General features: G+C 40.7%; 13 protein-coding genes. 6 read left to right on the top strand and 7 right to left on the bottom strand.

Going from position 1 to position 13,565, the window contains the following annotated elements:
• Positions 1–322: 322 nt before the first annotated feature.
• The 3 genes from cydX to D5018_RS18510 are packed head-to-tail and all read right to left on the bottom strand — an operon-like array spanning position 323 to position 3,167.
• Positions 323–436: a cytochrome bd-I oxidase subunit CydX gene (cydX, locus tag D5018_RS18520; protein ID WP_121840473.1), complete on the bottom strand. Its 114-nt coding sequence runs from the start codon at positions 434–436 to the stop codon at positions 323–325.
• 19 nt (positions 437–455) lie between these two features.
• A complete protein-coding gene (gene cydB, locus D5018_RS18515; RefSeq protein WP_121840472.1) occupies positions 456–1,595 on the bottom strand; it encodes a cytochrome d ubiquinol oxidase subunit II in 1,140 nt (379 codons plus the stop codon).
• A gap of 15 nt (positions 1,596–1,610) precedes the next feature.
• Positions 1,611–3,167 (bottom strand): cytochrome ubiquinol oxidase subunit I, encoded by a 1,557-nt coding sequence (locus D5018_RS18510; RefSeq protein ID WP_121840471.1) that lies wholly within the window; start codon positions 3,165–3,167, stop codon positions 1,611–1,613.
• Between the two features lie 466 nt (positions 3,168–3,633).
• Between D5018_RS18510 and D5018_RS18505 the strand changes: the two genes are divergently transcribed.
• Positions 3,634–4,491 carry a hypothetical protein gene (locus tag D5018_RS18505; RefSeq protein WP_121840470.1) on the top strand — a complete coding sequence of 286 codons (858 nt, stop codon included), beginning with the start codon at positions 3,634–3,636 and terminating at the stop codon, positions 4,489–4,491.
• A 17-nt stretch (positions 4,492–4,508) separates the two neighbouring features.
• Here the strand turns inward: D5018_RS18505 and dapE are convergent, their stop codons facing one another.
• A complete protein-coding gene (gene dapE, locus D5018_RS18500) occupies positions 4,509–5,732 on the bottom strand; it encodes a succinyl-diaminopimelate desuccinylase (RefSeq protein ID WP_121840469.1) in 1,224 nt (407 codons plus the stop codon).
• A gap of 98 nt (positions 5,733–5,830) precedes the next feature.
• Positions 5,831–6,028 (bottom strand): YheV family putative zinc ribbon protein, encoded by a 198-nt coding sequence (locus D5018_RS18495; protein WP_121840468.1) that lies wholly within the window; start codon positions 6,026–6,028, stop codon positions 5,831–5,833.
• Positions 6,029–6,201: 173 nt separating this feature from the next.
• On the opposite strand from D5018_RS18495, the gene D5018_RS18490 reads away from it, so the two are divergent.
• The 5 genes from D5018_RS18490 to D5018_RS18470 are packed head-to-tail and all read left to right on the top strand — an operon-like array spanning position 6,202 to position 10,759.
• Positions 6,202–8,091, top strand: coding sequence for an ABC transporter ATP-binding protein (locus D5018_RS18490; protein ID WP_121840474.1), 1,890 nt, complete (start codon positions 6,202–6,204; stop codon positions 8,089–8,091).
• Between the two features lie 26 nt (positions 8,092–8,117).
• Complete coding sequence (locus D5018_RS18485; RefSeq protein ID WP_165905107.1) at positions 8,118–8,543, top strand: TIGR02444 family protein; 426 nt, start codon at positions 8,118–8,120, stop codon at positions 8,541–8,543.
• A gap of 32 nt (positions 8,544–8,575) precedes the next feature.
• Positions 8,576–9,538: a hydrolase gene (locus D5018_RS18480; protein WP_121840466.1), complete on the top strand. Its 963-nt coding sequence runs from the start codon at positions 8,576–8,578 to the stop codon at positions 9,536–9,538.
• Between the two features lie 34 nt (positions 9,539–9,572).
• A complete protein-coding gene (locus D5018_RS18475; RefSeq protein WP_121840465.1) occupies positions 9,573–9,815 on the top strand; it encodes a YheU family protein in 243 nt (80 codons plus the stop codon).
• A 56-nt stretch (positions 9,816–9,871) separates the two neighbouring features.
• Complete coding sequence (locus tag D5018_RS18470) at positions 9,872–10,759, top strand: phosphoribulokinase (protein WP_121840464.1); 888 nt, start codon at positions 9,872–9,874, stop codon at positions 10,757–10,759.
• A 2-nt stretch (positions 10,760–10,761) separates the two neighbouring features.
• On the opposite strand, the gene D5018_RS18465 is transcribed toward D5018_RS18470, so the two are convergent.
• Positions 10,762–11,142 carry a hypothetical protein gene (locus tag D5018_RS18465; protein WP_121840463.1) on the bottom strand — a complete coding sequence of 127 codons (381 nt, stop codon included), beginning with the start codon at positions 11,140–11,142 and terminating at the stop codon, positions 10,762–10,764.
• 222 nt (positions 11,143–11,364) lie between these two features.
• The gene (locus tag D5018_RS18460; protein ID WP_121840462.1) at positions 11,365–12,900 is read right to left on the bottom strand and encodes an AbgT family transporter; all 1,536 of its coding nucleotides are present in this window, start codon (positions 12,898–12,900) and stop codon (positions 11,365–11,367) included.
• Positions 12,901–13,565 lie beyond the last annotated feature (665 nt).

The raw sequence follows: 13,565 nt of genomic DNA, 5'->3' as shown, positions 1-13,565 counted from the left end.
AAGAAGTAACCAAGTTTTTTAATCAAGTCATGCAAATGGATACTTTTACATTACGCCAAGAGGCTATTTCAACTGAAAAGTTCCCATGATTTTAGCTAAAAATGAACTCCGAAACTTGAGTTATAACTTTATTTTTTGAAGTTATTTCCGTCAGAGCTACAAGCAAACCACCACGCTAACGTGATAAAGCGAACAAGTTATAACATATGTTTTATTTTGTATATAGTATTCACTAACGTAAATTTTTGTAAAAAAGCCCCTTTGCTGAAACAAAGGGGCTATCGACTTCAAATATATCAAGAAGTATTTATGGTAACTTTATTTAATCATCGTCCGTTTCACGATCCATATTTTCTGTGTTCTCTAGCCATAGTGCATTGATGATCCCAAAGGCACAGGCTAATAATACGCCTAGAATCCAACTGAAATACCACATAAGCTTCTCCTTTCGATCATCAATATAAAGACGTTGATTTTTGTTCAATATCAGTTCGAGTAATACGGCCAAACATTTTGAAATAAGTCCAAATGGTATATCCCAATACTATTGGAACCATCACAGCCGCCGCCAATGTCATAATGGTTAAGGTCATCTGGCTAGCGGTGGCATCCCACATAGTTAGACTGTAATTTGGTATGAGTGATGATGGCATAACAAACGGAAACATGGCCGAACCGCACGTTAAAATCACCATAGCCACTGTTAATGAGCTAAACAAGAAAGCAAATCCACTTCGATTCATTTTACTGAATGCCATAGTAAGTAGTGGCAAAATTAAGCCTAAAATTGGAAATACTTTTGTAAATGGGTACAACTCATAATTGTTAAGCCACGCTCCTGCTTCGACAGCCACTTGCTTTAAACGAGGATCGGATACGCCTTCTGGCGATAACCCGGCTTTAACTACGTAACCATCAAAACCATTTAGTAACCACCAGCCAGCGCCTGCAAATGCCACTAAAAACACAACCGAGCTGACTAGCGCAGCCATTTCAGCTTTGTTTCTAAGGTGACTATCCGTTTTCATTTGTAGCCATGTTGCCCCTTGAGTGACAAACATACTGACACACACAACTCCTGCCAAAATTCCAAATGGATTGAGTAAATCCCAAAAGCTACCGTGATAAGTTGCACGTAGATATTCATCAAAGGTAAAAGGAACACCTTGCAACAAATTACCAAAGGCGACGCCAATAATAAGCGGTGGAACAAAACCGCCCACAAACAGAGCCCAATCCCAAACTGAACGCCAACGAGGATCTTCAATCTTAGAGCGATAATCAAATCCCACAGGGCGAAGATATAAGGCAAACAGCACCAACATCATTGCAATGTAAAATCCCGAAAATGCAACGGCGTAAACCATAGGCCAAGCAGCGAATAATGCCCCTGCACCTGTGATTAACCACACTTGATTTCCATCCCAATGAGGCGCCACGGTATTAATCATCACTCGTCTTTCGGTATCATCGTGGCCTATGATTGTGAGCAAGGCTCCAACTCCCATATCAAAGCCATCGGTTACGGCAAAGCCTATGAATAGCACACCGATTAACACCCACCAGATCAGGCGTAGTAGTTCATAATCAAACATAATTCTTCTCCTGCTCTAGCTTTCTTGGGTTTCAAAGTGGTATCGGCCTGTTTTCAAACTGCTTGGTCCTTTCAAAATAAACTTACGCATCAAGAACACTTCAACCACCAGCAGTATGGTGTAGAAAACAGTAATGCTGATAATACTGAACCAAATATCACTAGGGTTGAGGGATGATGCCGACATGTGGGTCGGTAAGATGCCAGAAATCGTCCATGGTTGACGACCATATTCAGCGACAAACCACCCTGCTTCAATAGCAATCCAAGGCAATGGCAGACTGTATAGTGCGGCTTTCAAGACCCATTTTCTTTCAGCAATTTTATGTTTTGTGCTCTGCCAAAATGCCGCGGCAAACACAAATAACATGATAACGCCAAGCCCGACCATTAAGCGGAAACTCCAGAAAATAGGGGCTACTTGAGGAATACTGTCCCTTGTCGCGGCTTGAATTTGCGCCTCTGTTGCATCAGTGACTTTATCAGTAAAGCGTTTAAGTAAAAGGCCATAACCTAAATCACCTTTCACTTCATTAAAGGCTTTTAAGGTTTCTTCTGAGCGGTCACCATTACGGATTTTTTCTAACAATCCGTATGCTTTCATGCCCACTCGAATTCGGTGCTCATGTTCTTTCATGAGATCTTTCAACCCAGTCACTTCTTCAGAAATACTCCGAGTGGCAATGATCCCCATGAGATAAGGGATCTTAACCGCATAGTCGGTTTCTTGTTTCTCTTGGTTAGGAATACCAACCACAGTGAAATCCGCAGGTGGGGTGTCTGTGTGCCACTCAGATTCAATAGCCGCAAGTTTGACTCTTTGTACCTCACCCACTTTGTAGCCAGACTCATCCCCTAACACAATCACAGACAAAATCGACGCCATACCAAAACTGGCCGCAATCGCAAATGAGCGACGAGCAAAAGGTAAGTCACGTTTTTTCAAAATGTAATAAGAACTAATAGCGAGAACAAACATAGCGCCTGTGACATAACCAGCTGCAACGGTATGGACAAACTTAACTTGAGCTACAGGATTGAAAATCACTTCTGCGAAGTTAGTCATTTCCATTCGCATGGTTTCAAAATTGAATACTGAACCGACAGGATTTTGCATCCAACCATTGGCAATCAAAATCCACAAAGCGGATAAATTTGTACCCAAAGCCATTAGCCATGTGGCAGCTAAGTGTTGACGTTTACTAAAGCGCTCCCAGCCAAAAAAGAACATACCCACAAAGGTTGACTCTAAAAAGAACGCCATAAGACCTTCTAGCGCTAACGGAGCACCAAAAATATCGCCAACATAGTGAGAATAATAGGACCAGTTGGTTCCGAACTGGAACTCCATGGCAATCCCTGTTGTTACCCCTAACGCAAAGTTAATTCCAAATAACTTACCCCAAAATTTGGTCATGTCACGATAGACGGTTTTATCCGTCATCACGTACAAAGATTCCATAATGGCTAAGATAAATGAAAGCCCTAATGTCAAAGGGACAAACAGAAAGTGATACATAGCAGTCATGGCAAACTGCCAACGAGAAAGCTCGACAACTTCATCAAGGATCATTGATAACTCCTGTTCCTAAATACCAATCTGTATTGGAAAAGAAACATCAGCAGATGTTAGATTTTGCTCATCATACGCCTATTTTGAAGTTTAAAAAACCAACAAAAACAAAAATGAATTTACGATAATTAACTATTTTTAAAAGCAATTTATCTTTAAATTATTCATAAATGAATTTTTCACAGCTAAATACTGAGATGCGAGAGCAAACTGTCAAATACACAATACAGAATGACACCCTACAGTAAAGGGTTGTTCATTTCTTATGACAATACGTTTAGTTCTTAAATCTAGATTAGATAAAAAAGTCTGCAGATAACTTACTGTTAATAAAATTGATTATCAAAAGAAAATGACCACTGCTAAGTACTGAATCACAGTAAATAAGTCTTAATCTATTCAGCAACTTAATTTCATGTGACATCGTTATACTTTAATCAAAGTGAATTTAATTGGGTAAAGAGTGATGTCTCTAGTACAAGATTCTTCAGTTTCTGTTGACGCCTATTGGGCAAGTAAACCAGGTGATGAGTTTGTAGGCAGTATGAGATCAGATCAACTGAAACCAGCATTCAATAAATTCAAAGATACTTCTGAGGCAGTGATCACCTTTAAAGTGAGGCATGAAACTTTTGATCAGTCTGGTAAGCGGCTTGATGATCCAATTATTGAAAAAGCTTACTTGCTGAAACAGGTAGATAACGAAATCACTTTCCATGATATTGCTCCATCATCTGCGACAGCAGACGATCCATTTAAAGCTGGAGCATCAGCAGTAGTTAATGAAAAATTTAAAGTCTGGCAAACACACACAAAAAAAACAGCTCAACTTTTGCACGACGAACCGGAGTTAGGTAGTCGCTTTATGAAACTTGCTTCCGAAGAAGTTTTAAGGCTTAGCCAATGTTTAGCTCTCTATTTACATGAACACGTTAGGTATTCGCCTTGGATTGAGCCAGTCAAATTAGAACCAGCTCAGGTACGTAGTTATCAAAATCAGTTGAAAACATTGTCATCACAGCTGTGGAGTTGTGACGTAAAAGTTGATATCGATTGGATAAATGCATCAGCGGACTTGTTACCTGAAGCTATCGAGATTTTTCTATCAGCCCTTTTCGAACTACCGCAAAGACAGCAAACAGCACTAGCCGAAGTCCAAAAAATGCTTCTAAAATTAACACATACTATGAATTTAAGCGACGAATCTGCTGATGACGCAATACCAACTAGGCTAAATAAACTGATTGAGTCATGTAAGCAAACTGAAAAAAAAGTCGAAAAAGTATATTCCCAACATGCTCAAAATACATTTAAAAAACGTTGACTCAGGTATGTGTTGTATCAAAACTGCTTTAACAAGCTGACATAAATCAGATACAACTGATAAATATCCTGCAGCTTTGCACGCTCATTAACTTGATGAATGGTTCGATTAGGCAAGCCTAACTCTAATACTTGGCAATGTTCTGATGCGATAAAGCGACCATCTGAAGTACCGCCTGACGTCGATAATCTTGGATAACACGAAGTTACTCTATGCACTGCTCGCTCCGCCATAGCAATTAGGCTTGATGCTTGTTCATTTTTAGTAAAATAAGGCAAGCAGTGACGCTCCCACTCTATCTCGAGTTGTTTAAGCGATTTATTAGAAATCGGAAGTTTCTGCAAACAATCCATTATCTTTTGCTCGATTTGAGCCAGAGTATATCGATGACTATATCGAACGTTAAAGCAAATTTCACAGCGGCCAGGCACAATATTGTCAGTAAAATCCCCTGAATTCACATAAGTCACTTGTAGACTGGTACCCGGGAAATCATCACTGCCTTTATCCCAGACCATCTCTTCTAATGCATTAATGATGACGGAAGCTAAATGAATGGCATTACGACTGTGCCCAGCATACGCCACATGACCTTGCTTGCCTCGTACCACCATCTTGCCTGAAATCGCACCACGACGACCAATTTTAATTACATCACCACTGATGTTGTCGCTGGTTGGCTCTCCCACTAAGCAGTATTCCGGCATAGCTTGTCGGCCTAATAACTTTTCCACTATGGTACGAGTACCATATTCAGCTTCACCTTCTTCATCACTGGTGATCAACCATTGCCAGCATGTTTTAGGTTGATAACCTTCTGCCAATACATCTTCCATCGCCGCCATCATCACGGCTAAGGCCGACTTCATATCTACCGCACCACGACCAATTAAGGTTTCATCAACAATTTCAGCATCAAAAGGTGGAACTTGCCATAAGTGGGGTTCTGATGCTGGCACAACATCCGTATGCCCAGCAAAAGCAAAGCGGGTATCTGACTGCCCTTTTCGCTCAGCAATTAAATTCGACACATCATGATCTTGAAAACGTTCAACAGTAAAACCGAGCGCCTCAAGTTTCTCTTGAAGCCAAGTTTGGCAACCTGCGTCTTCAGGGGTTACCGATCGCTTACGGATCAGCTCTTGGGTGTATTTAATCGCTTTATGTTCGGCTAGCTGAGATAGCTCAAGGGAGGATAATTGATTACCTGATTGTGGTTGCAAAGGTGTCGCTAATGGCATGCACTGACTCCAAACCTATGTCATTTCATCATCAAAAGTATAGTGACTATTGAGCCTTTTATTAATGACAATTGAATGACAACAGGTTTAAAGCTTGATTAATCAGGCTTAAACACGCCAATCACTTGCCCTGAGGTCTGCTTTTGTACTTTTTGCTCCGTTTGTTGTTCACGATAATCACACTCAACACATTCAACCGTTTCAATGTTATTTTCTTTAAACAACACAATACTATCCTGAGTATGGCATTTCGGACATTTAGCACCAGCAACGAAGCGTTTTTTTATTTTAGTCATGGTTTCCATGGTAACGATTTACGGCTTTTAACTATTTTACGCTAAATTAATGTTCAATGTGAGTCAGATTGCTTAGTCAATATCAAATGACATTCTCAGAGTCATTTTATATTGATTTGGCTATAAGCCTATATCTGCTAGAATCCCCTTTTTATGATTTTTCTGTAGATTCGATGATTTCCATATCCCAAGCACAGCTTATTCGTGGCAGCAAAACCTTACTCGATGAGGCATCTTTAACCATCTATCCCGGCCACAAAGTTGGACTCGTTGGTGCCAATGGCACAGGAAAATCTTCTTTACTGGCACTTATTCAAGGCAAGCTGAGCCTAGATAAAGGTGATTTTTCTTTACCAACAGGTTGGCAAATTGCCTCAGTAGCCCAAGAAACCCCTGCACTTGAAAAAAGCGCTTTAGAATATGTTCTTGATGGTGATCAAGAGTATCGCCAATTAGAGGCTGAATTAGAGCAAGCCCAAGCTAAAGACGATGGTCATAAAATTGCCGATATTCATGGCAAACTCGAAGCTATTGGTGGCTACAGTATCAAAGCCAGAGCAGGCTCATTATTGGCTGGTCTTGGTTTTAGCCAAGACAAGCATTCTCATAGTGTAAAGCAATTTTCCGGTGGTTGGCGCATGCGCCTTAACCTAGCCCAAGCGCTATTGTGTCGCTCAGATTTATTGTTACTCGATGAGCCAACCAACCACTTGGATTTAGATACCACCTATTGGTTGGAATCTTGGATAAAGAGTTATCAAGGTACATTAATACTTATTAGCCATGACCGTGACTTTATTGATGAAATCGTCGACGAAGTCGTCCATGTCGAACATCAAAAACTTAATTTCTATTCTGGCAATTACACCAGCTTTGAACGTGTTCGTGCCGAACGTATGGCTCAACAGCAAATTGCGTTTGAGAAACAACAAAAAGAACGGGCGCATATGCAAAAATTTGTTGACCGTTTTCGCTATAAAGCCAGTAAAGCCAAACAAGCACAAAGCCGATTAAAAGCCTTAGAGCGAATGACAGAATTATTGCCATCCCACGCTGACAGTCAATTTTCAATGGCCTTCCGTGAGCCAGAAAGCTTGCCGAATCCATTAGTGATGATGGAACAAGTACAAGTGGGCTACGATGAAACCATAATTCTAAAATCAGTCAAACTCAATCTGGTTCCCGGTGCGCGTATCGGCTTACTAGGTCGAAATGGTGCAGGTAAATCCACTTTGATCAAGTTGCTGTCTGGCGAACTCGATCCTATGTCGGGTAAATACCAAACCAATAGCGGTCTTAAAATTGGCTACTTTGCTCAGCATCAAATTGAATTTTTGTCATTAGATGACAGCCCATTAATGCACCTGCAACGCTTATCCCCTGATGCCAAAGAGCTAGATTTAAGAAACTTCCTTGGTGGGTTTGGTTTCCATGGCGATATGGCTCTTGATCCTGTCCGTCCGTTTTCAGGTGGTGAGAAAGCACGCTTAGTACTGGCCTTGTTAGTATGGCAACGTCCAAATTTATTATTGTTAGATGAACCCACCAACCACCTTGATTTAGAAATGCGTCATGCGCTAACGGTTGCTTTACAAGGTTTTGAAGGCGCGATGGTTATTGTATCGCACGATAGGCACTTATTACGCTTGACCTGTGATGATTATTATTTAGTGGACAACCAACAAGTACAACCATTCAATGGCGACTTAGCGGATTATCACCAATGGTTATTAACCTCACAAAAAGCCAATACGCCAGCTTCCAACAATGCTGCAACAGAAGATAAAAAAGAGCGTAAGCGTCGTGAAGCGGAAATGAGAAATCGCTTATCGCCATTAAAGAAGCAACAAACGAAACTGGAAAAGCAACAAGAGAGAGCCAGTTCACGTTTAGCAGAAATTGAAGAAATTCTTGGTGATATGAGCCTTTACGAGGACGACAATAAAGATAAACTTACTTCTATACTCAATGAGCGAACCGAACTCACCCAAACGTTAGAAAATAGCGAAATGGAGTGGCTTGAACTTCAAGAGCAAATCGAAGAAATTGAAGCTAGCCATTAATGGATAAAGAGTTAAGGAATAAAAAAATGGTATGGAAGCACGACGAAGCATGGCCATGGTGCGATCAATTCTACTTCAAGCAGCAATCCGTTTGCTTAGAGCTGCAAGATACCGCTGGACTAAACGTTAATCTCCTACTTTTAGCCCAGTATTTAGATTCTAATACTGGGTATTGTTTGAGTCAGCAAGATTTCCAAACCCTCATCGATAACATTTCAGCGTGGGAACGCAAAATTGTTATCCCTTACAGAAAATTAAGAAAGCTTGCCAAATCAATGGTTGATGAAGCTGAATACCATAAAATGCTCGATTTAGAACTCACCATGGAACGCAAAACTCAGCGACTCATCACAAACACGATGCGCACTATTCAAGGCAGTGGAACGGGTTCTAACCTCGCTAATTTTTTACAAATCTATTCTCTGTCTACTTCTGATATACACTGGAATTAACGCCCAAAGGAAGACTTCAGTTGCCAATCACAATGTCTAAATTTCGCCCTCCTCGTTGGGCAAGAAGCCCTCATGTTCAAACCATATTACCTGTTTTGACCAAGGTGAAACTACCGCCACTTCAACGGGAACGTCTCACACTTAACGATGGTGATTTTATAGATTTAGATTGGCTTGGCACGCCACAAAAAAATCAGCCGATTGTAGTGATATTACACGGTTTGGAGGGCAGTAGTGACTCCCACTATGTTAGACGTATACTCAACAGCTGCCAGCAATCTGGATTAGCGGCCGTAGTCCATCATCACCGAAGCTGCTCTGGAGAACAAAACGTCTTACCAAGAAGCTACCACAGCGGTGATACTGTAGATATTTCTCACATGTTCACCAACTTAAAAGCGCAGTTTCCGGACTCGCCCTTATTTGCGGTTGGCTATAGCTTGGGTGGTAACATGTTAGCGAAATACTTAGGGGAACAGCAGCAACAAAGCTTAATTGAACGTGCGATTGTTGTTTCAGCTCCCTTAAAACTCAGTGCTTGTGCCAAACGATTAGAAAAAGGGTTTTCAAGAATTTACCAAAGCCATTTAATCAAACAGCTCCAAAGCAAGCTTATCAAAAAGATTGAAACGCCTGCATTCAAAGATAAAATGCCGGTAACCAAAGAACGAGCTCCATCTCTTAACAGCTTTTACGAATTTGATGACAAAGTCACCGCACCGCTTCATGGATTTAAAGGTGTCGATGATTACTACCTTAGAGCAAGTGGATTACCTTATTTAGCCACTATCAGCGTTCCTACTTTGATCCTTCATGCCAAAGATGATCCGTTTATGACAGATGAAGTGATCCCTACCGCGGAACACCTATCTGACTTTGTTCAATATGAATTAGCTCAACACGGCGGACATGTGGGATTCATAAATGGTGGAAACCTGTTAAACCCGAGTTATTATTTAGAACCAAAGATTATCGGTTTTTTACTTTCACACTAAGGCATTATTATTAAAAGCCATTTTAGGATAAACTATGCTGATACCTTATCAATCATTATTAAGTTTACCCAGTGAAACCCTAGATAACTTGATAAAAGAACACCTTCTCACCCAAGTTGAAGATGGAGGGTTTGAACACACTGGAGAGCAGCAGCTTAATCAAGCGATCATTCAATGCCGTCAGCAGCTAAAACAAGGGCTATTATTAGTTGAATACAGCGAAGATGACGAAAGTTTTGCTATTCGTCATAAGGATCAAATAACAATTAAACCTTAACGTGTGCTTATGACTAAGATAATAAGTAAACGTTAAGTGAACAGTCGGGTGACACTATGTCTGCTAAACATCCTATCATTGCGGTAACAGGCTCCTCAGGAGCCGGAACCACTACAAGTACAGAAGCTTTTACCCAGATTTTTAGTCAACTCAATATCAATGCCGCCTTTATTGAAGGCGACAGCTTCCATCGCTACACTCGTGCCGAAATGGAAGTCATGATCCGTAAAGCACAAGAAGAAAATAAAAACATCAGCTACTTTGGCCCCGAAGCCAATGATTTTGCCCGACTTGAACAATGTTTTGCTCAATACAGCTCAATCGGTCAAGGGGAAACTCGAGACTATCTCCATACTTTTGATGAAGCTGTACCTTTTAACCAAATGCCCGGCACTTTCACTCCATGGCGTTCTCTGCCTGACAATACCGATATGCTTTATTATGAAGGGTTACACGGTGGAGTGATAACCAAAGACGTCAATGTAGTTAAGCATGTAGATTTATTGATAGGTATGGTGCCCATCGTTAACCTTGAGTGGATACAAAAAATCGTTCGCGACACCAATGACAGAGGCCATAGTCGAGAAAAAGTGATGGATTCCATCACTCGTAGTATGGACGATTACGTCAATCACATCACCCCACAATTTTCTCGCACTCATATTAACTTTCAGCGTGTTCCAACCGTAGACACCTCAAATCCTTTCATAGCTAAAAACATCCCAAGCCTTGATGAAAGCTTTGTAGTGATACACTTCTACGGAATGGAAAATACGAACTTCCCTTATTATTTACAAATGCTGCAAGGCTCATTTATGTCACGAGCGGATACCATAGTGGTACCAGGCGGAAAAATGTTATTAGCGATGGAAATCATTCTCACACCGCTAATTCAAAAATTGCTAGAAAAGAGAAATAAGCTGATTAAAGGTGAGCAAGAATAGCCCTAGTCAAACACATAAGGGCAGCCACCAAATTGATTCACTTTTTCATCCCAACGGCGTACGTCTTGAGCACGTCGCCAACGACGATGAAAAAACTCCATTAAGCAGTTGCCTTTGTCCGTTTTAATAAGGATCTTATCAAACTCTTTAACCTTACTATATTCTGGGTAAGTGTCAGTCATCCCCCAAGTCAGGCCGCCATTTTGTTTTGCATATTTCAGCCAAAACGATTCCACGCCTAACCACTTTTGGCTACTTGCATCCCACATCTGCATTGTACCATTGGAAAACTCTCTCACTTTACCGTTATGAGGAGCCGCACTGGCTACAGAGGTTAAGCTCATTGAAGCACTTAACAGCAATAATCCTAGCCATTTTTTCATAGTATCTCCCGCCTCTCATTCAAGTTATGGAATTTCAAGCACCTCACGATAAGGTTGCTTGTTTTTATACAAAGATAATCGCTTAATTAAACCGTCTAAGTCCGTTTTTTCTTTCGTTTTTTGTAAACTTACAACCGCTTACTATTGGTGGTTCACGGCTATAAGCTCCAGCCCCATAAAAAAGCGGCCATTATGACCGCTGATTTTCAACGCTCAATGTGATTATCCAGCTGGATAAAAATAACTCGCTTGAATACCTAAAGGAAGACCTAAGCTCCAGTAGATGAGCAAGAATACAGTCCATAGTAGTAAGATGGCAATTGAGTATGGGAGCATGATTGACAGCAAGGTACCAATACCTGTTGATTTAACATACCGCTGACAATACACAACCACCAGTGGAAAGTATGGCATCAATGGAGTGATGATGTTCGAAGAAGAATCACCCAGTCGATATGCTGCTTGAGTTAAATCTGGAGAGATATTTAACTGCATTAACATTGGAACAAAAATCGGCCCCAATAATGCCCACTTCGCAGACGATGAACCAACGAATAAGTTAACGAAAGCCGTCAGGAAAATTATCCCTACAATGGTCACCATACTAGGCAATTGTAATGCTTTTAATAACTCAGCCCCTTCAATAGCGAGCAAAGCTCCTAAGTTCGATTTACCGAAAGCATCAATAAACAGTGCACAGAAGAATGCCATCACAATATAGTAACTCATGCCTTGCATGGCTTTTGTCATGGTATCAATCATGTCTTTGCTATTTTTAAAAGTGCCCGACATATAGCCATATACAATACCCGGTAATAAAAAGAGTAAGAAAATCAAAGGCACGATAGATTGCATTATCGGTGCGGAAAAGGAGGTTAACTGACCATTTTCATCGCGCATCGGTGAATCACTGGGTAATAAAATAAATACCAAAGCAACAATACCTACGAGCATGATTAAGCTTGCGTACTTCAATGCTCGAGATTGTTTTTCATCAAGTTCATCAAAACGTGGAATTTCATTTGGATTGCCATCGACTTCTACCTCTTTGAGACGTGGCTCAATGACTTTATCGGTTAAGTACCAACCTATAGAAACAATCAGTAAAGTAGAAGCTGAGTTAAAAAACCAGTTATTCAATGGGTTTATCTGGATTTCAGGATCAATTAATTGCGCCGCACTTTGAGTAAAGCTTTGCAATAATGGGTCAATGGCTGACGGAATAAAGTTAGCACAAAAACCACCACTTACACCCGCAAATGCTGCAGCAATACCGGCTAATGGATGACGCCCCATAGCATAGAAAATAACACCAGCAAGTGGGATAACCAGTACATATCCAGCATCCGTTGCGGTATGACTTACAATAGCAACCAATACCACCATTGGGGTAAGCAGTTGCTTAGGTGTGCGATCTAGCATCCGCTTCAAGCCTGCACTAATAAATCCTGAATGTTCAGCTACACCAACCCCCAACATAGCAACCAACACTACACCTAAAGGTGCAAACCCTGTGAAGATAGTCACCATTCTAGATAGAAAGTCAGAAAGGCTATCACCCGTCAATAGGTTGTTTACCACCACCGCTTGCCCATTTCTAGGGTCGATTGTATCGAAAGTAAATTGAGAAAGTAGGGCTGATAATGCCCACACAACAAATAGACAGAATGCAAAGATAATAGCTGGGTCGGGTAGTTTGTTACCTACCTTTTCAACCTTATCAAGTGCACGCATTGTCCAGCTTGAACTTGTTGACATATTAATTCCTTTTATATCTTTTTATTATTAACTCAACCAAATTAACTAGTTATACTGTTACAGTCTTATGCTGCCACATTTGAAACATTCCAGCAAAACGTGGTTGCAATTAATACCAATCCGCATTCAAATGTGAACGACTCAGAGCTCTATTAGCGGTCAAAATACAAGCGTAATTGGTGAAGGCATAGTTATTACCGACATACAAAACTGTCGTTATTTCATTGCTACGTCAATCCAATTAGGAGAAGTAGTTTGACCGCTGGTAAGCTCCCGAAGGGCAAGGCTAAAAGCTTTCATTACAGTGTTGCAACTTCTTGAATTATCCTGACAAAAGCGCATAGTGCGTTGAACGTCAGCTTTTTATGACGGCCGTAGGGAATATAGTACTGCGAATTTGCGCCTTGTACTGAAAGCTTTTATCTCTTGCTGAGCGATCACTATTGAATGCGGATTGGTATAAGTTAAATGAATAATTGATCTCACAAATATCCAGATTGATGGATGGATGGAAAGTATTACAAAAGAGCTAAAAGAAAGGTAACTATTCAGCCCATCTGACTCAATCTGCTTAAAATAGCAACGGTTGAGTCACCATTTTACTTGATCCTCAATGATCATTTGACCGATCTTCCCAGTATGTCATGCTGACCAAATATTTAGTC

This window comes from Parashewanella curva, assembly GCF_003675895.1.
Taxonomy (GTDB): Bacteria; Pseudomonadota; Gammaproteobacteria; order Enterobacterales; family Shewanellaceae; genus Parashewanella; species Parashewanella curva.
The sequence above is the reverse complement of the archived record's forward strand: the minus strand, read 5'-3'. Positions and strand labels throughout refer to the sequence as shown.

Bases quoted from the DNA above. Each gene is read 5' to 3' on its own strand.
- D5018_RS18465 (WP_121840463.1), bottom strand. From the start codon at position 11,142: ATGAAAAAATGGCTAGGATTATTGCTGTTAAGTGCTTCAATGAGCTTA.
- D5018_RS18485 (WP_165905107.1), top strand. From the start codon at position 8,118: ATGGTATGGAAGCACGACGAAGCATGGCCATGGTGCGATCAATTCTAC.
- D5018_RS18490 (WP_121840474.1), top strand. From the start codon at position 6,202: ATGATTTCCATATCCCAAGCACAGCTTATTCGTGGCAGCAAAACCTTA.
- D5018_RS18510 (WP_121840471.1), bottom strand. From the start codon at position 3,167: ATGATCCTTGATGAAGTTGTCGAGCTTTCTCGTTGGCAGTTTGCCATG.
- D5018_RS18460 (WP_121840462.1), bottom strand. From the start codon at position 12,900: ATGTCAACAAGTTCAAGCTGGACAATGCGTGCACTTGATAAGGTTGAA.
- cydX (WP_121840473.1), bottom strand. From the start codon at position 436: ATGTGGTATTTCAGTTGGATTCTAGGCGTATTATTAGCCTGTGCCTTT.
- cydB (WP_121840472.1), bottom strand. From the start codon at position 1,595: ATGTTTGATTATGAACTACTACGCCTGATCTGGTGGGTGTTAATCGGT.
- D5018_RS18495 (WP_121840468.1), bottom strand. From the start codon at position 6,028: ATGACTAAAATAAAAAAACGCTTCGTTGCTGGTGCTAAATGTCCGAAA.
- D5018_RS18470 (WP_121840464.1), top strand. From the start codon at position 9,872: ATGTCTGCTAAACATCCTATCATTGCGGTAACAGGCTCCTCAGGAGCC.
- D5018_RS18475 (WP_121840465.1), top strand. From the start codon at position 9,573: ATGCTGATACCTTATCAATCATTATTAAGTTTACCCAGTGAAACCCTA.
- D5018_RS18505 (WP_121840470.1), top strand. From the start codon at position 3,634: ATGTCTCTAGTACAAGATTCTTCAGTTTCTGTTGACGCCTATTGGGCA.
- D5018_RS18480 (WP_121840466.1), top strand. From the start codon at position 8,576: ATGTCTAAATTTCGCCCTCCTCGTTGGGCAAGAAGCCCTCATGTTCAA.
- dapE (WP_121840469.1), bottom strand. From the start codon at position 5,732: ATGCCATTAGCGACACCTTTGCAACCACAATCAGGTAATCAATTATCC.